Annotated in this window: 17 protein-coding genes; 16 read left to right on the top strand and 1 reads right to left on the bottom strand. The window is 60.7% G+C overall.

Features of this window, described 5'->3' with window-relative positions; translation table 11 throughout:
- The first annotated feature begins 19 nt into the window (after nucleotides 1-19).
- The 14 genes from ACW9JE_RS11610 (at nucleotide 20) to ACW9JE_RS11545 (ending at nucleotide 11,524) form a co-directional block, all read left to right on the top strand.
- A complete protein-coding gene (locus tag ACW9JE_RS11610; protein WP_457432816.1) occupies nucleotides 20-1,084 on the top strand; it encodes an IpaC/SipC family type III secretion system effector in 1,065 nt (354 codons plus the stop codon).
- Nucleotides 1,085-2,197 (top strand): IpaD/SipD/SspD family type III secretion system needle tip protein, encoded by a 1,113-nt coding sequence (locus tag ACW9JE_RS11605; RefSeq protein WP_457432815.1) that lies wholly within the window; start codon nucleotides 1,085-1,087, stop codon nucleotides 2,195-2,197.
- A 266-nt stretch (nucleotides 2,198-2,463) separates the two neighbouring features.
- On the top strand, nucleotides 2,464-2,709 hold the full coding sequence (locus ACW9JE_RS11600) for an acyl carrier protein (protein ID WP_457432814.1): 246 nt from the start codon (nucleotides 2,464-2,466) through the stop codon (nucleotides 2,707-2,709).
- A gap of 137 nt (nucleotides 2,710-2,846) precedes the next feature.
- Nucleotides 2,847-4,436, top strand: coding sequence for a winged helix-turn-helix domain-containing protein (locus ACW9JE_RS11595; protein WP_457432813.1), 1,590 nt, complete (start codon nucleotides 2,847-2,849; stop codon nucleotides 4,434-4,436).
- Entirely contained in the window at nucleotides 4,433-4,897 is a 465-nt protein-coding gene (locus ACW9JE_RS11590; protein WP_224535423.1) for a transglycosylase SLT domain-containing protein, read from the top strand. The genes ACW9JE_RS11595 and ACW9JE_RS11590 overlap by 4 nt, the downstream gene beginning before the upstream one ends.
- An 84-nt stretch (nucleotides 4,898-4,981) precedes the next feature.
- On the top strand, nucleotides 4,982-6,151 hold the full coding sequence (locus tag ACW9JE_RS11585; protein ID WP_457432811.1) for a PrgH/EprH family type III secretion apparatus protein: 1,170 nt from the start codon (nucleotides 4,982-4,984) through the stop codon (nucleotides 6,149-6,151).
- Between the two features lie 9 nt (nucleotides 6,152-6,160).
- A complete protein-coding gene (gene sctF / locus ACW9JE_RS11580; protein ID WP_175378607.1) occupies nucleotides 6,161-6,421 on the top strand; it encodes a type III secretion system needle filament subunit SctF in 261 nt (86 codons plus the stop codon).
- Between the two features lie 59 nt (nucleotides 6,422-6,480).
- Nucleotides 6,481-6,789, top strand: coding sequence for a type III secretion system inner rod subunit SctI (gene sctI, locus ACW9JE_RS11575; protein WP_457432810.1), 309 nt, complete (start codon nucleotides 6,481-6,483; stop codon nucleotides 6,787-6,789).
- Entirely contained in the window at nucleotides 6,786-7,508 is a 723-nt protein-coding gene (locus ACW9JE_RS11570) for an EscJ/YscJ/HrcJ family type III secretion inner membrane ring protein (RefSeq protein WP_224535417.1), read from the top strand. The genes sctI and ACW9JE_RS11570 overlap by 4 nt, the downstream gene beginning before the upstream one ends.
- Nucleotides 7,495-8,061 carry a secretion system protein gene (locus tag ACW9JE_RS11565; protein ID WP_224535415.1) on the top strand — a complete coding sequence of 189 codons (567 nt, stop codon included), beginning with the start codon at nucleotides 7,495-7,497 and terminating at the stop codon, nucleotides 8,059-8,061. Before ACW9JE_RS11570 ends, ACW9JE_RS11565 begins: the two co-directional genes overlap by 14 nt.
- A complete protein-coding gene (locus ACW9JE_RS11560) occupies nucleotides 8,033-8,716 on the top strand; it encodes an oxygen-regulated invasion protein OrgB (protein ID WP_457432808.1) in 684 nt (227 codons plus the stop codon). The genes ACW9JE_RS11565 and ACW9JE_RS11560 overlap by 29 nt, the downstream gene beginning before the upstream one ends.
- Complete coding sequence (locus ACW9JE_RS11555; protein ID WP_457432807.1) at nucleotides 8,706-9,119, top strand: hypothetical protein; 414 nt, start codon at nucleotides 8,706-8,708, stop codon at nucleotides 9,117-9,119. Before ACW9JE_RS11560 ends, ACW9JE_RS11555 begins: the two co-directional genes overlap by 11 nt.
- On the top strand, nucleotides 9,113-10,423 hold the full coding sequence (locus ACW9JE_RS11550) for a hypothetical protein (RefSeq protein WP_457432806.1): 1,311 nt from the start codon (nucleotides 9,113-9,115) through the stop codon (nucleotides 10,421-10,423). The genes ACW9JE_RS11555 and ACW9JE_RS11550 overlap by 7 nt, the downstream gene beginning before the upstream one ends.
- An 81-nt stretch (nucleotides 10,424-10,504) precedes the next feature.
- Nucleotides 10,505-11,524, top strand: a complete 1,020-nt coding sequence (locus tag ACW9JE_RS11545; RefSeq protein ID WP_457432831.1) for a quinone-dependent dihydroorotate dehydrogenase — start codon at nucleotides 10,505-10,507, stop codon at nucleotides 11,522-11,524.
- Nucleotides 11,525-11,785: 261 nt separating this feature from the next.
- Here ACW9JE_RS11545 and rmf read toward each other — a convergent pair whose 3' ends face one another.
- Complete coding sequence (gene rmf, locus ACW9JE_RS11540; protein ID WP_003223300.1) at nucleotides 11,786-12,001, bottom strand: ribosome modulation factor; 216 nt, start codon at nucleotides 11,999-12,001, stop codon at nucleotides 11,786-11,788.
- Nucleotides 12,002-12,530: 529 nt separating this feature from the next.
- On the opposite strand from rmf, the gene rlmKL reads away from it, so the two are divergent.
- Together rlmKL and ACW9JE_RS11530 are read left to right on the top strand one after the other, a co-directional pair.
- Entirely contained in the window at nucleotides 12,531-14,795 is a 2,265-nt protein-coding gene (gene rlmKL / locus ACW9JE_RS11535; protein WP_457432805.1) for a bifunctional 23S rRNA (guanine(2069)-N(7))-methyltransferase RlmK/23S rRNA (guanine(2445)-N(2))-methyltransferase RlmL, read from the top strand.
- A gap of 142 nt (nucleotides 14,796-14,937) precedes the next feature.
- Nucleotides 14,938-17,337, top strand: a complete 2,400-nt coding sequence (locus ACW9JE_RS11530; protein ID WP_457432804.1) for a sensor domain-containing diguanylate cyclase — start codon at nucleotides 14,938-14,940, stop codon at nucleotides 17,335-17,337.
- The last annotated feature ends 87 nt before the right edge of the window (nucleotides 17,338-17,424 follow it).

Raw genomic sequence — 17,424 nt, 5'->3', positions numbered from 1 at the left:
CGGATAAAAGGAATTCGAAATGACCGATATTAATGGCTATGGCGTGATCGCGCGCAGACCGATCGAATTGGAGGCAGTGGAAGTTGTCGCGGTGAAGAAAGCCGATGAATTTCGGCGCCCTGATATGATCTCCGCGATGGCTGACAAGCAAATTTTGAGCACGCCCGAATTACGTACACCGACTGCCGCAGAGTTTGCTCAGGCAATCAACACCTACCAGCCCACTGAAGCGGATCTGGTCGACATGGAAGCCGCGCCCGCGCTGCTCAACGATGAGGTGCGCGACGACCTGGTGTTCGATCCCGGCGCCTGGGAGAAACACGCCAACGTTCTGGTGGCCGCGATCATCGCGCTGAACATCGCCCGGGTGGCCAACGCCCAGTTGCGCGGACACTTCGGCATCATGGCCGCCGACGCCGCCAAGGCCCAGGGCGCGGCGATCATCGAGTCGGGCAAGGCGTCACTGCACAGCGCAATCACCGCCGCGGCGGTCTCCGGTGCGATCGCCGGTTTCGCCATGGTCAAGACGTTCCAAGGGCAAGGGCTCAAGCACGCGGACATCAGCCAGAACCGCCGCAATGTCGTTGATGCGAACAACATCGAGCGCGATCTCAAGGCAGATCTCGGCCGCGATGACTGGGATCCGCAAACCACTTACCCGATCAAGACCTTCGACGATTTCGGTCGCATCACGACCGTCGACTTCAAGCCCAAGGGCACCTCGCTGACGCCTGACGAACAGAAGTGGTTTGAAGGGGAGATCCTCAAGGCGCAAAAGGTCGGACAGAACTCGGATTGGCTGAGCCAGATGGGCGGCAAGAGCATCGAAAAGAAACTGGAGCTCGGCCGCGCGTTCAATGCCATGTCGATGAGCATGAGCCAGGTGGTGTCCAACATCGTGCGGATGACCGAGCACGCCGCCCGGGAAAAGGAAGTGCTGCAGCAAAGCGCGCAGACCACGCAGAAGAGTCTGAGTGATGAATACGGGCAGAAGGATTCGGCGGACGCTGCGTTGCTGCAGAAAATAATGGAAATGGTCTTGCAGCTGTTTCAGTCGCGTGCCGCGCTGATTAGAGAGGTGTAAATGGCTAATGCAATTGGCATTGCGCAGGTCATTGCGCCTTTGCAGAAACCCGTAGTCGACGTTAATCGGGTCGATGAGGTTTCACTGCTTCCCGAGATGCTGGTTGAAGGTGTGGCGTTCACTCACGAGCAGATGATTGATCGTTCAATGAACGCGCTGAACCGCTCCTTCAACATGTTGCGCGGTTGCTGTCCGAAGGTTCCGCCACTGATTCAGGAGCCGGAAGTCGACGGTTGGAAACATTTTTCCCTGGCGCATTCTGCCGTGGAGGAGTTTGTCGCACAGGTCGAAACCAGGCGGGTGCGCTGGCAAATATGGGAACAGCAACTGCTTAAGTCGGGTGCCGTGTTGGTGCATTGCCAACAGTGCCTGCCCGAACAGTCGCGTCAGTACGTTGAAACCGCGCAAACGCAGATCTTGCGCGATCTCAAAGAACGACACCCCCCACCAGCGGAAATCGCCGAAGCCTTCGATCAGGCCATCAGTTCCTCCGACGACTTCTTTGAAAAACTGCTGGAGCTGATCGACCTGATCAAGAACGGCTACCTCGCCGGCTACGAGCACATCATCGCTAAGTATTCGGACTTCTTCGCCGACTTCAACAAGGACATCACCGCGAAGCTCAAGGAGTGGATTCAGGGGGCGAACGACGGCAAGGAGGTCAAGATCAACGCCGGCGAAATCCGCCTGGCCTTGCAGGCGCTGATCAACAAATACTCCCACCCCAATCCCGCGTCAGTGCTGTTCCCGGCACCCGGCATGGGCGGCGCGACCCGCGAGGAAGCGGAAAAGTGGCGCCAGGCCCTGGGCCTGCCTGCCAGTTGCCTGAAGCAGAATGCCGACGGCACCTACAGCGTGGTCATGGACCTCAGCCCGTTGACGATCATGCGCGACAGCCTGCCGCCCAACGTGTTCTGGATCACCTGGGACACAGCGAAATTCCAGGCCTGGCAAACCGGCTTCAACGCCCAGGAAGAACGCATGAAGAACCTGCTGCAGTCCTTGACCCAGAAGTATTCGAACGCCAATTCCTACCACGACAACTTCAACAAAACCCTGTCCTCGCACCTCAACCAATACGCCGACATGCTCAAAGCCATGTTGAATTTCTGACCACACCTTACCTGTAGGAGCGAGCACGCTCGCGATGGTGGTCAACGATGACGCTGGCTGTCTGACACCCCGCGGTGTTCTTGAGTCCATCGCGAGCATGCTCGCTCCTACAGTGGATTTGCGGTGAACACAAAACCTGTAGGAGCGAGCACGCTCGCGATGGTGGTCAACGATGACGTTGGCTGCCTGACACCCCGCGGTGTTCTTGCGTCCATCGCGAGCATGCTCGCTCCTACAGGGGCCGGTGAAATCAAGGAAAACATTCAATGCTGGAAATCGAGAATCAAGTCATCCGAGTATTGTCGGATTACTTCAAATCCACCCGACGCAACATCACACCAGATTCCCGACTGATCGAAGACCTCTACATCGACTCCATGAGCCTGGTGGAACTGGTCATGGCCCTGAATGAATTCTTCGCGATCGAACTGCCCGAAGACGAAGTCGCGCAGTGGAAAACCGTGCGAGATATCTGCACCTCGATAGTCAGTTGCCCACACATCATGTCGTAGATTCCTACGCCTTCTGAGTCACCGACCCTACGGAAACATCCCACACAACTTCCTATAGTCACGCCGCTTTTCATCTGGAGCCTGCCACCGTGCAGGCTCCGTGCGTTTCGTACCTTTCTATAGAGAAGTCTCAGAGTATGGACAGGGCATCCGATCAAGCGCCGGTCAATTCTTTCGTGTTTGGCCAGTGGCTTTTGCAGGGCGATGGAACGCTGATACGGGATGGCGAAGGCGTGCACGTCCCACCCAAGGAGTCGAGTGTGCTGCGCCTGTTGCTCAAGTCATCCGGCACGGTCATCAGCAAACACCAGCTGCTCGACGACGTCTGGCCTGAAACCTATGCCGCCGAAGAGTCCCTGACCCGCTGCATTTACGCCCTGCGCAAGCTGCTGCGCGAAGACAAGGACTTCATTGCGACGGTGTATGGCCAGGGTTATCGATTCACCTGTCCGGCGGTGGAACTCGATGTGCCACACCCGACGCGCACCGCATCACCCTCACTGGCCGTCCTGCCGTTTCGTCATGAGAACGAAGCGGCAGCGCTGGATCTGCAGGACGTGATCATCCGCCAGTTGAGCACGGCGTTCGGCGAGTCGCTGCGGGTCATTCCTTCCGGATTGATGGATAACACGACATCTCTGGATGCGCGGTCGCAGGTCCAGCGTCTGGCGGCGGATTATTGCCTGAGCGGGCGCTGTATCCGTCAGGGCGACCATCAACACTGGTCGATCGAACTGATCCGCGGCAGCGACCACGTGCTGCTGCATGGGCAGACGCTAGACGCCTGCGATCTCAGCGAGGCACTCGGCGCCCTGACGTCCATGGTGGCGCAGCGGATGACAGGCTTGCGTCCGGCCGGTGAGGCTTGCGCGTCGTATCCCGCGGCGGTGGCCTGGCTCAATGGCCTGTGCAGCCTGCAACAGCACACCCCGCAAAGCCTGCGCGATGCCCAGGTGCAGTTTCGCCAGTGCCTGAAACTGGATGCCGGATACGTGCCGGCCTGGTGTGGCCTGGCCGATGCCTGGCTGGGACAGGCGATGATCGGCCTGTGTTATCAGGGACGGGCGATGGAGCAGGCGCAATCGGCGATTTCCAGCGCCTTGACCCGCGACCCGGGCAATCTGTCGGCACTGACGCGTCTGGCCTTGCTCACCAGTCTGCGTGGCTGCGAGCAGGCGGCGCAGGTGCTGTTCCAACGTTGCCTGCTGAGCGCCGATCAGGCTGATGCGCATTACTTTCACGCCTGGCATCACTGGTACTGGAGGCGCAACGAGCAGGCGGCGCAAAGCATTGAACGCAGCCTGCAGCATGACCCCGACAGTGTGCGGGCTCAGGTCCTGCGTTTGCGTATCGCGCTGGCGCAAGGGGCGGAATCGACGGTGCTCATGGCCCGTCGAACCCTGCAGCAAGGCGTCGCGGCCAACTCGTTGCTGGTGATTCTGAATGCCGTGGTGCTGGCGTACTTCGGCCAACACGCGGCGGCCTGGCATGAACTGGAACAGGTCGGGCTGGCACAAAGCGCCATCGGCGAGCAGGGGCTGGCGGCCTGGAACGTGTTGTTCGGGGTCAATCCGCTCAATGCCCGCAACCAATATGCAAACTGGCTATGCCTGGCAAAAACAGGCACGACGGACGGGCTGATGGTGGCGCCGCTCTGGGGCTCGCTGCAGCGTGCCCCGGATTTTCGCCATTGCGAAACGTTGCCCAGGGAGCGGCGTCTGGCATGAGCGTGCACAGGATCAAGTCGCTGCTCATGCTCGCCTGTTTTGGCGCGGCTCAGGCACAGGCGTTTTGCTGGGATCGGGCGGGCCAGCTCCACCGGATCGAGCCCGAACTGCTGCAGGCGATTGCCGAAGTCGAGTCAGGCCACAAGCCGGGTGCAATCAACCACAACAAGGATGGCTCGCGGGATATCGGCCTGATGCAGATCAACAGCATCCATCTGCCGCGCTTGAGTGCCCAGGGCATCACCGAGCAACGCCTGCTGGACGAACCCTGCCTGTCGGTGGAAGTCGGCGCCTCGGTGCTGGCCGGTTTTGTCGCGCGATATGGCTACAACTGGACGGCAGTGGGGGCCTACAACGCCGGCAATTCGCCGGATCGACAAGCGGCGCGCCTGCGTTATGCGCGCAAGGTCTGGCAGCGCTATCAACGACTCACGCTGACGCAAAAACAGCGGGGATTCTGATCGGGTTCAGCAGAATTCGATCAGGAACTCCCAATTCCACCTTCCTAACATGCCGGCTCATTTCATCGCTCTGGAGTGTGAACGGTGACAGACCCGACAGCCGTCCCTCAGCTCTGTGTACTGCGGATACTCAACGGTCCGCTGCAGGGCTGCGAATTTCCCCTCGTGCAATCCGTCACCCTGTTCGTGGTGGGAGCGGTGGAGTTGCTGGGAGATGGGAAGCTCGCTGCCAGCGTTCCCGCCGAGGCCATCTTCGTGCCGCTGGCCGAGGGCGGATGCAATTTCGAAGTGCTCGCCGATCACCTCTCCAACGATGGCCTGATGCTACGGCTGCTCGGCGATTCCGAGGAATTGCTCCACGGCAGGTTTCACACGCGAGTGCAGGTCGGCGGCCTGCATATCGCCCTGCGTCCTGGCGATCAGGCCTGGTCACCCGAGCTTCTGAGCAAACAACGTAGCCCCTCGCTCGACACCGAGCAATTCGAGTCTCAAGGCAAGCCCTGGACTCGATGGCTGGCCGGCGGCTTTGTCGCGGTGGCGTTGGCCGTCGCTGCCACCCTCTGGTCGATGCCACAGCCCAGCCCTGAAACCGATATCCGCGCATTGATCACTGGCGCCAGCGCCGAGGTCGAAGTGCTGCGGGGTCGCGATGAGGCGGTGTATGTCTTCGTCTCATCCGAACGCGATGCCGGCTGGAGCCGACAGGTGCTGATGCGCAGCAACTCCCCGTCGGCCAAAGTGCTGGTGACGGATCAGGAACGACGACGGCTGGAGCAGCTGCTGTTCGAGCATGATCCGCAGCTGGTCTGGCATTCCCTCGACTTTAAGAACCCGTCCGCGCCGCGCCTGCTGCTCAGCGCCCAGCGCAATCTGCTGACGCCGCACAAACAGCAGGAACTGTCCGATGCGTTGCTGGCCGCCGCGCCCTATGCCCGGGACATCGCCGTGCATTTCCAGGATGACCACCTGCTCGCGGATCTTGCCGAGGAAGGCCTGCAACGCCTGTCGCTGAGCTTCGACCGCGTCGAGCACGGCGACAGCGTCACCTTCGCGCTGACCGGCAATCTGCAGGACGTCGAACTCGCCGCCGCCCGTGACTACGTCGACGGTTTCTATCGCCAGTGGGGAGATCGCTACGTGCATTTCACGGTGGAGCTCAAGGACGACGGGCTCAAGGACAAATCCTTTCAAACCGGCCCTCAGGGCTACATCAAGACGACCGCGTCGTCCTGGCATTTTCCAACTCCACGATAAAGGTGACTCATGGCTGACATTGGTATCCCCATCGAATTTCCCGATGACTTTCTCGGTCGCCAGGCCGATGCGTTCGAAAAGGGCGCGGAAAAACTCAAGGAAGCGCTGGACGAAGCGCTGGAAAAGCTCAAGGACGATGCCTCCGACCCTGCGCTGCTGGCCGCCTATCAAACCGCCTTTTCCTCCTACACCGTGTTCCGCAACGCCCAGACCAACACGATCAAGGGCTTCAAGGACATCGACATGGCGATCATCCAGGCCGCTCGCTGACGTTCGTTTTTCCAACGGCCATGGATTGCCGTCCGTGGCCACTGACCTGAGTGCATGCCATGCCTGTTGCGGACATTTCCCTTTTTGACATCCAGCCCACGGCTTTCAGCGAACTGCGCGGCCCGCAGGAGGGCCCGATTGTTTCCCTCGAATCGCGCATGATTGAGGCTTTTGCCGGCTCCGCGGTCGACAGCGAAAAGCAGGTCTCGGCGATCAATCAATTGTTGCAGCGCCCGGATATCACCGACCCCGAAGTCCTCAGCCAGTTGCAGGACCTGAGCGGGCAGTACAACGTCGAGATCAACCTGCTCAACGTGCTGGTGCGCAAGGCGGTGGGCACCGCAGAAACCCTGTTGCGCGCCTCATGAAGCCGGGTGTGTGGCTGGTGCTGTTGTGCCTGGCGCTGGCGGGCTGTCGCCAGCCGAATCTGCTTGAAGGCCTGGACCAGCAGCAGGCCAACGAAGTGTTGTCGGTGCTGCAACGCAACAACATTGCGGCGGTGAAAGTCGATGCCGGCAAGACCGGCTACACGGTGAAGATCGATCAGGTGGATTTTTCCGCCGCGGTGGATCTGCTCAACCTCTATTCGCTGCCTTCGCGGCCACGCCTGCAAGTGGCCGAAATGTTTCCCGCCGATACGTTGGTGGCCTCGCCCCGGGCGGAAAAGGCCCGGCTGTATTCGGCGCTGGAGCAGCGCCTGGAACAGTCACTGAATGTGCTCGAAGGCGTGGTCTCGGCGCGGGTCCATGTCAGTTATGACCTGGATGCCGGCGAGGGTGGGCGCAAATCGCCGCCCATTCACCTGTCGGCGGTGGCGATCCATGAGCGCGACGTCGAGCCGCAATTGCTGATCACCGACATCAAGCGATTTCTCAAGAACAGCTTTGCCGGCGTCGACTACGAAAATATCTCCGTGGTGCTGTCCAAGCGCTCGCCGACCCAGCATGTCGCGCCCACCGTGGCGGCCAGGCAGGAGCCTTCGCGGGGCATCTGGTTGCTGGGTCTGGTGGGCGTGGTGGTGTTGGCGGGGGCAGTGACTTTCGCTTATCTGCGCCTGAGTGCGGGGCGGCGTGATGGCGTGCGCTGAAGGTATGCAGGCGATTCTTGCCGAGCCTCTGGATTATCTGCACCCGCAACGCCTGTGCGTGCCGGCACAGTTTCGCGGATCCGAGGCGCGTCAGGTGCTCAATCGGATCGTGTTTGAAGGACTGCAGTTACAGAGTCCGTGGCCGGCGACTGAGCTGAGCGCCACGGCCCGGCAATGGGTCCTTCATTGGTGGCAATTGCCCTACATCGCCGGGCTGATGGGCGCCTGGCGCCTGATGCCGGAACTGACCCGAGGTGGGGCGCTGCTGCGCTTGCCGTTGTCGATGCGCCGCTTCGCCAGTTGCAGCCTGGGTGTGCGAGGCGCGCTGCCGATCGACTGTCCGGTGATTTCAATGCAAGTGGTCGAGGCTGCGGGTCTCAATGCTTTATGCGGCTGGTACGAGCAGGTGCCTGCACTGTTGATCGAACGTCTGCTCCTGCAATTTTCCCCACCGGTAGTTCGCCTGCATGAACAGTGGCCCATGGCGAAACCCGACCCGGCTCTTTTCCATATGGCGGTGCAGCATGCTCGACTCTATCCGAACCCTGACTGACCTCCCGGACCCGGGCGAAGTGCATCTGTGCCGCGAAGACATCGCCGCCGCACGCCGGCGTCGCGCCTTGCAGCTACAGGCGCAGGCCTGGGCTCGGGAGTGCGTCGACCAGGCACGGCGCGACTCTGAAGCGATTCATGCCCAGGCCTTCCAGGAAGGCTATGCCGAGGGTGTCCTGCGCGTGACCGAGCATCTGGCCGAGAGCCTGCTGGCGTCCCGGGCGTTGGCAGTGCAGCTGCGCAATGACGTTGCGCAGGCTGCCGGGGATTTGCTCGCGCAAGCCCTGAGTCGCCCCGAATGGCTGGACGACATGCTCGAGCGCTGGCTGGCAGAACAAGCCCATGACGCGAGCGCGGTGCTGTACCTGTTGCTGCCGGAGCACTGGCGCTCACGCAGCCATGAATTGCGCGAGCGGTTGCACAGGCTCTGGCCCGGTGAGTTGGTGTTCGAATTTGTAGCGCAGGAGCGGTATGTGCTTCGGCTCGGGGATCAGTTGCTGGAGTTTGATATCGCGGCGGCTCGAGAGAAGTTGGAGCCGCGGTTGCTGGCGTGCGTCAACAACCTGCCGGCGTCGGTGCGCTCGCTGGATCGCAAGTCGAAACGGGCGCTGACGGACCTGTGTGCAAGTTTTGCGGGGGTGCCTGATGAAGATTGAATCGGTGAGCGGTAGCAGCACGTTCGAGAGCGAAACCTCGACGGTCGAATCCCTGGAATCGCGGTTGTCAGCCAGCCTGCGGCCGGATCCGGAGTTCGAGCGTTTGTATCAGCAGCTGCTGGCCATGGAAGGGCAGGGCGGGAAGGCGATTCATGAGTATCTGCGAACGCTGCGCGGAGCCGATGGAGAGTCCCGGGTCTATCCATCGGCCAAGGCATTGCTGGCGGTGACGTTGCAGGTACTGGTGCGGTTGAAGGACGAGAAACTGCAGGACTCGCCGATTTACAAGGAGGTCAGCGCCGCGAACGCGCTGGCGTTCAGCGTGGATCTTTTTGTGAAGGGGTTCATGCGCGAGGTGTTTCAACCAATGGGTGATGATGCCTGGGAGAAGAGTGAATGGTGACGGTAGGGACAGGATCATCGGCCGCCAGGTCCGCTGGGCAGGACATCGAGCTGACCGATGTCTCCTCGGCGGCAGAGGTCAATCGTGTAGATCTTTCTGCGCTGACTTTGTCTGGTTTTCAGGCGAGTGATCTGGGTACGCGGAGGGAAGTCGCAGCGGGCTTTGAACTCATGGATCGTGCCATTAGCCATGAATTGACGACGATCTCGCAGAGCCTGGGACAAACCGATACAGATGTGCTGCGGGCCGGCGAAATTTTTGTGATTGAAGGGAGACTGCCTGAAGGGGCGGTTCATTCAGAGCTCTTTAGATTGGCAATGCAGCGCTGTGCAAATGCCGAGCAAACTCCGGCAAGCCGCATGAGCGCCTTACTTCAAGTGGGGCTGGAGTGGTTCGATGCAGCCAAAGGACCTGCGATCAACCTGGCCAATATCGTAGGGCGTGGGGGACTGATTATTATGATCAGCAAACTGGCGCAACATTTCGCGACTTTGCGCATCGAGGAAGCCATGGACGGCGATTCACCCGAAGCCTGGTCCGTGGCGGCCATGGCAACGATCGGGCCCGCATCAATCTTGATAGGGGCTATTCGAGATGAGTGCAACGAGGCGGGGACCTTTGCATCGCGTTTTGGGCGGGGCTGCATGCTGGCTCTTCTTTTGGCTGCGTACATGACGGCGCGGTCCTGCAAAGTGCCCGGGTTGTTTCCGGCGATGGCCGGTGTAACGCTTTACACCCTCATCAGAGACTTTCTGAACACCTGTTTTCCCATGCGGGACAATGCAGGGCCGGTCACAGCTTCCGGTACCGGGGCTACGGCGATCATATATGGAGTAGTGCAGTCCCTGCTGCCGTTGGCAGGGCAGTTTATTCCACCGAGCCAGGACGAAGACTACCGTTTGCTTCCGGATCTGATGCGAGCAGGACTGGATACTTCTGGTCTGGTACTGGATGACGTTGTTTTCATGCTTTGCAGGGAATGCCGTTTGTTTAATCCGTCGTCTTTTCCCGACCCTGAATCCATGCAGGAGCGTGTCGCGTTAGAGGTGCGTGCCGGTGCACGGCGACCAACGCTCACACATTTGTTGAATTCGTTCTTCGGCATTGCGGGTCTCCGGCTCTCGGCGGGTCATGTGTTCACATTGTCACTGGGGGCATTGATGACGTCCCTTGATGAGGCCGGCGTGGAAGACAAAAGGTTTTACCTGAGCTTCGCCATTCTGATGCTGGCGGTGATGGTTTACCTGCCGCTGGTCCTCGGAACCCTCAGTCGACCCCAGCCCGCTCCTGCACTGCCTGAATGAACCCAGGCAAAGCAGTCGCCTGTGCGCCCCGTGCCGGCTATAATCGCCGGCACTTTTTGCCGCCCCGAGTCCAAGCCGCCCATGTACACCCTGGCCCGTCAGCTGTTGTTCAAACTTTCTCCGGAAACCTCCCACGATCTGTCCCTGGACCTGATCGGCGCGGGTGGGCGTCTGGGGCTCAACGGTTTGCTGTGCAAGGCACCGGCGAAGAGCCCGGTGACGGTCATGGGCCTGGACTTCCCCAACCCGGTAGGGCTGGCGGCCGGTCTGGACAAGAACGGCGCGGCCATCGACGGCTTTGCCCAGCTGGGTTTCGGTTTTGTCGAAATCGGCACCATCACCCCGCGTCCGCAGCCGGGCAACCCCAAGCCACGGCTGTTCCGCCTGCCGGAAGCCGAAGGGATCATCAACCGCATGGGCTTTAACAACCTCGGCGTGGATCACCTGCTGGCCCGCGTCGCGGCGGCCAAGTACAAGGGCGTGCTGGGCATCAACATCGGCAAGAACTTCGACACCCCGGTCGAGCGTGCGGTGGACGATTACCTGATCTGCCTGGACAAGGTCTATGCCCATGCCAGCTATGTGACGGTCAACGTCAGCTCGCCGAACACCCCGGGCCTGCGCAGCCTGCAATTCGGTGACTCGCTCAAGCAACTGCTGGCGGACCTGGCCACCCGCCGCGCCGAACTGGCACTGCGTCACGGCAAGCACGTGCCCCTGGCGATCAAGATCGCACCGGACATGACCGACGAAGAAACCGCGCAGGTCGCGCAAGCCTTGATCGAAACCGGCATGGACGCGGTCATCGCCACCAACACCACTCTGAGCCGCGTCGGCGTCGAAGGCATGGAGCACGGTGACGAGGCGGGCGGCCTGTCGGGCGCTCCGGTGCGCGAGAAGAGCACCCATACCGTGAAAGTGCTGGCCTCGGAGCTGGGCGGTCGCCTGCCGATCATCGCCGCGGGCGGGATCACCGAGGGCAAGCACGCGGCGGAGAAAATCACCGCGGGTGCGAGCCTGGTGCAGATCTATTCCGGGTTCATCTACAAGGGCCCGGCGTTGATTCGTGAATCCGTGGATGCGATTGCTGCGCTGCGCTGACCCACACCCAACCCTCCCTGTGGGAGCGAGCTTGCTCGCGATGGACTCAAGATCACCGCTGGGTGTCAGGTATCCAGCGTGATCGTTGACGACCATCGCGAGCAAGCTCGCTCCTACAGAGGGTGGAATCATTACCAAATTGCAGGCATAAAAAAGGGCCCCTCAAAAGGAGCCCCTGGGCCGCAGCCCGCCGTCCGGATGGGACGTGCGTGGTTAATTCGTCAATTGCTCAGATTGTCGTGTCGGAATGAATACCCTGTGTTAGCCGACAGCGTGAAGTTCGTTGAGTCTGTGGATTCCCGCAGTGCCGGTCATACCGTCCCAGTTGTCGCCGCGTCCTTCTCGCCAGCCGTTAATCCAGGCTTGGCGTACCGACGGTAGAGTAAATGGGCAAAGCTCACGGGATTTACCACCAACCCCATATTGATAGCCGCGCAAAAATGCTCGTTCCAAAGGATCACGCTTAAGTCTTCTCATAGGGTGTTGCCCTCACTTGTTGACTGTTTTCATCGCGTCGACCTCTATCGAGGTCAGGCAGAAAGACTCTGCCATTTGGGGCCCGCTGCCGGCGTGGCGAGCCAAAGTGTTGGCGTCATGGCGGCGCCAACCTGTATTGATTTCTAACCAATGCGTCACATCGAGGGAATGATCGTTTTGTCATAAGAACGTAACCATAAAGATGGTAAGGCCATAAGTAACACGATATTCGTAACGTATTTATTGATCAAAGCCCTGTATGATCGGCGCCCCGCAGGATGAAGGGGTTAATCCTTTGCTGAGAATGCCTCGCGTTGTAATGCGACATTTTTCGACGAAGGGTCGACTTATGACATTTTATTGCATCAACTTTTTTATCTGTTCTGGCATCTAAGCTCTTCTGAATCCGAGCAGTCAGGGTGGAGAGGCACACCTTCGTGCCACGCGGGCGCTCTTCGAGAAAAGCGCCTGATTGAAAACCGGGCCGGCAATGCGTTGCCGGTTCACTAGCCAAAGGCTCTGTATCCTCATGTCCGATCGTTTCGAACTCTTCCTCACCTGTCCAAAAGGCCTTGAAGGCCTGCTCATCGAGGAAGCCGCCGGGCTTGGCCTTGAGGATGCACGTGAGCACACCTCTGCCGTGCGTGGCATGGCCACCATGGAAACCGCCTATCGCCTGTGTCTGTGGTCGCGCCTGGCCAACCGGGTGCTGCTGGTGCTCAAGCGTTTTCCGATGAAAGACGCCGAAGACCTCTATCACGGCGTCCTCGACATCGACTGGCAGGACCACATGCTCAATGACGGCACCCTGGCCGTCGAATTCAGCGGCCACGGCTCGGGCATCGACAACACCCACTTCGGCGCGCTGAAGGTCAAGGACGCCATCGTCGACAAACTGCGCACCCCGCAGGGCGATCGTCCGTCTATCGACAAACTCAACCCGGACCTGCGCATCCACCTGCGCCTGGACCGTGGCGAAGCCATTCTTTCCCTCGATCTTTCCGGGCACAGCCTGCATCAGCGCGGTTATCGCCTGCAGCAAGGCGCTGCGCCTCTGAAGGAAAACCTCGCGGCGGCGATCCTGATCCGTTCCGGCTGGCCACGTATCGCGGCCGAAGGCGGCGCGTTGGCGGACCCGATGTGCGGTGTGGGTACCTTCCTCGTCGAAGCGGCAATGATCGCCGCCGATATTGCACCGAACCTGCGTCGTGAGCAGTGGGGCTTCACCGCCTGGCTGGGTCACGTGCCGGCGCTGTGGAAAAAGCTCCATGAAGAGGCGGTCGAACGCGCGGCGGCCGGTTTGGCCAAGCCACCGCTGTGGATTCGTGGTTACGAAGCCGACCCGCGGCTGATTCAGCCGGGCCGCAATAACGTCGAACGTGCCGGCCTGAGCGAGTGGATCAAGATCTACCAGGGCGAAGTCGCGACCTTCGAGCCGCGTCCGGACCAGAACCAGAAAGGCCTGGTGATCTGCAACCCGCCCTACGGCGAGCGTCTGGGTGAAGAGGCGAGCCTGCTCTACCTCTATCAGAACCTCGGCGAACGTCTGCGTCAGGCCTGTCTGAACTGGGAAGCGGCGGTTTTCACCGGCGCCCCGGACCTGGGCAAGCGCATGGGCATCCGCAGCCACAAACAGTATTCGTTCTGGAACGGCGCCTTGCCGTGCAAGCTGTTGCTGATCAAGGTGCAGCCGAGCCAGTTCGTCACCGGCGAACGCAAAACCCCGGAACAGCGTCAGGCCGAGCGTGAACAGGCCGAATACGACCAACTGCCGAACGAGCCGCAAGAGCGCAAGTTCAACAAGAATGGCAACCCGATCAAGCCGGCCCCCGCGCCTGTGGTCGAGCAGCCGCGCCTGAGCGAAGGCGGGCAGATGTTCGCCAACCGCCTGCTGAAAAACCTCAAGGCCCTGGGCAAGTGGGCCAAGCGTGATGGCGTCGATTGCTACCGTGTCTACGATGCCGATATGCCGGAATACTCCATGGCCATCGACCTGTATCACGATTGGGTCCATGTCCAGGAGTACGCCGCGCCGAAATCCATCGACCCGGAAAAAGCCTCGGCGCGCATGTTCGATGCCCTGGCGGCCATTCCCCAGGCGCTGAACATCGACAAGAGCCGCGTGGTGGTCAAGCGTCGCGAGCGCCAGAGCGGCATCAAGCAGTACGAGCGTCAGGCGGCCCAGGGCAAGTTCGTGGAGGTTAATGAAGGCGGCGTGAAGCTGCTGGTCAACCTCACCGACTACCTCGACACCGGCCTGTTCCTCGACCACCGTCCGATGCGTATGCGGATTCAGAAAGAGGCCGCCGGCAAGCGCTTCCTCAATCTGTTCTGCTACACCGCAACCGCCAGTGTGCACGCGGCCAAGGGCGGCGCGCGCAGCACCACCAGCGTCGACCTGTCGAAAACCTATCTGGACTGGGCGCGGCGCAATCTGTCGCTCAACGGTTTCTCGGACAAGAACCGTCTGGAGCAGGGCGATGTCATGGCCTGGCTGGAAAACGCCCGGGACGAGTACGACATGATCTTCATCGACCCGCCGACCTTCTCCAACTCCAAGCGCATGGAAGGCGTGTTCGACGTGCAGCGCGATCAGGTGCAACTGATCGATCTGGCCATGGCGCGCTTGGCGGCCGGCGGTGTTCTGTACTTCTCCAACAACTTCCGCAAGTTCGAACTGGAGGCCAATCTCGCCGAGCGCTATGCGGTCGAAGAGATCACCGCACAGACCATTGATCCGGATTTTGCCCGCAATTCGAAGATCCACCGCGCCTGGAAAATCACGGCCCGTTGACGCTTGTTGTGATTGGATCCACAGAGCCTTGATTTTTATAGGCTCTTGGATTCTTCGGGTACTGGTCAAATTAGTGGCTAATAGCTATAACTCAATTCAGGGCCAAAGGGCTTTCCCGCACCTGGCGTTCTGAGTTGTGTTTATGTCGTTGCACGCCGTGCGCCCAAAGATCCTGGGTTTTATCAGCGAAGATGTCTCGGCCTGGCTGGTCGCGCTGCTGGTATTGCTGCTCGGCGGTGTGCTTACCGGCATTCTGGCGTGGTCGACGCTTGACTTGTTCAAGTCTCAATTGCGCCAACGTTTCCAGTTGTTGGCCAGCGAGCGTTACAGCCGTATCGAAGAACGTTTCGAAGATCAGGAGCAGCGCCTCGACGGCCTGCGCCGCTTCTTCGCCAATTCCGATACGGTTTCCCGAGCCGAATTCAACGGCTACACCCAACCTCTATTGCACCGCACCCAGGCCTATTCGTTCGCCGAACGGGTCAGTGGCGAGCAGCGGGCTGCGTTCGAGCAACGGGCGCGGGACGAGGGGCTGACGGACTTTAACTTGCGTGAACTCAATACCGAGGGTCAGCTGCAATTGGCTGGCGAGCGGGATGAGTACGTGGTGGTGCTGTACAGCCAGACCCTGAGCAAACTCGGCGCGCCCCTGGGTTACGACTTGCTGGCGCAGCCTTTGCGTCGGGCGACTCTGGAGCGTGCCGATGCGCATGGGCGGATGGCGGTGTCGCAGCCGATGCATCTGGTCAGTATCGAACCGGCCTATGCGCGGGGTGTGCTGCTGGTGGCACCGGTCACCCAGCGCGATGAGCCGAAAGCCGCAACCGACAAGCCGTTCGGTTATGTGATGGCGGTGATCAGCATGCGTCAGTTGCTGTCCGACGGTTTGCCGGAGGCTGGGCGCGATTATCTGTCGGTGCGCATCCTCGACCTGTCCATCGACGACCAGCACGAAGTCCTGTTCGAATCAGCGAATCCTCCCGCCGTCAGTGACCTGGCCGCCAGCCGCCTGTTGCGTCTGGCCGATCACGAATATCAGGTCGACATTCAGCCCAGCGAAGCCTTTCTCCAGGCCAACCATTCGTCGGTGACCGCCATCGTGGTGCTCGGCGGTTTGATCAGCGTGCTGCTCAGCGCCTTGCTCTACGTGCTGGTGAGCCAGCGTCAGCGTGCGTTGAAGATGGTCGACCAGCGCACCGAGGAACTACGCGCCCGGGAACAGGAGCTGCGCGGCACCCACGGTCAGCTGCGCGGGGTGCTGAATGCCGCGACCCAGGTGGCGATCATCGCCACGGACCTGCGTGGAGTGATCAGCACCTTCAATGCCGGTGCCGAACAGATGCTCGGCTATACCGCTGCCGAGGTGGTGGGCCGCATGACCCTGGAAAACCTGCATCTGCCCCGGGAGCTGACGGCTCGTTCCGCGGAGTTGAGCGCGCGTTTCGGCAAGCCGGTGCCGACCTGTCAGGCGATGCTGGTCGAGTCCAGCGTTGAAGGCCGGCACGAAACCCGGGAATGGACGCTGGTGCGCAGTGACGGCAGTCATCTGATCGTCAACATGCTGGCCACGCCGGTGCTCGACGAGCAGGGTTTGTGGGTCGGGCATCTGGCGGTGTGCATCGACATCACCGAACGCAAGCGGGTACATGAGGCGCTGGCGGCGCGGGATGTGTTGTTGAAAAAGCTCAGCGCCCATGTGCCCGGCGGGATTTACCAGTTCAAGATGGAGTTCGACGGGCGCTTCAGTGTGATCTACGCCAGCGATGGCATCCGCGAAATCTACGAGCTGGAGCCGGATGTGCTGCTGCTCAACGCCGAAGCGATCTTCACCCGTATTCATCCACAGGACACGACCCGGGTGCGCGCTTCGATCCGCGCTTCGGCGGACAATCTGAGTCCGTGGCGCGAGGAGTACCGCGTGCAGCTGCCGCAGCGTGGGTTGCGCTGGGTCCGTGGCGAGGCGACGCCGGAGGAGCTGCCGGGCGGTGGGGTGCTGTGGCACGGCTATATTTCGGACATTTCCGACATGAAGCGGGTGGAGGAAGAGCTGCGTGCGTTGTCGGTTACCGATTCGCTGACCGGTATTCATAACCGCCGCTATTTCCAGGAACGCCTGACCACCGAGATGGCCCGGGTGGAGCGCGGGGGCGGCGAGTTGTCGGTGATCATGCTCGACATCGACCACTTCAAGCGCATCAACGATCAGTACGGTCATGCCGTGGGCGACCGGGTGTTGCAGGCCGTCTGCGAACGCATCGGCCACCGGCTGCGCCGCACCGATGTGTTCTGCCGCCTCGGTGGTGAGGAGTTCATGGTGCTCTGCCCGGACATCGGCGGCGAACAGGCCCACACCCTGGCCCTGGAACTTTGGCAAAGCCTGCGCAGTGCGCCGATCGATGAAGTCGGCGTCGTCACCGCCAGTTTCGGCATCGCCAGCTGGCGCCTCGGCGAAGGCGCGGATGCGCTGTTGCTGAGGGCGGATTCGGGGGTGTATGTGGCGAAGCAGGAGGGCAGGGATCGGGTGCAGGGGGAGATGAATTGATCCCGGGGGTCTGCACATAACTTCAATCAATCTGTGGGAGATTCTATGTTGCAGGGGAACCCTGCAGCCTTAAATTCGGCTGGTATT

The organism is Pseudomonas sp. SDO55104_S430, assembly GCF_054070595.1.
This window is presented reverse-complemented; position numbering and strand designations above follow the sequence as displayed.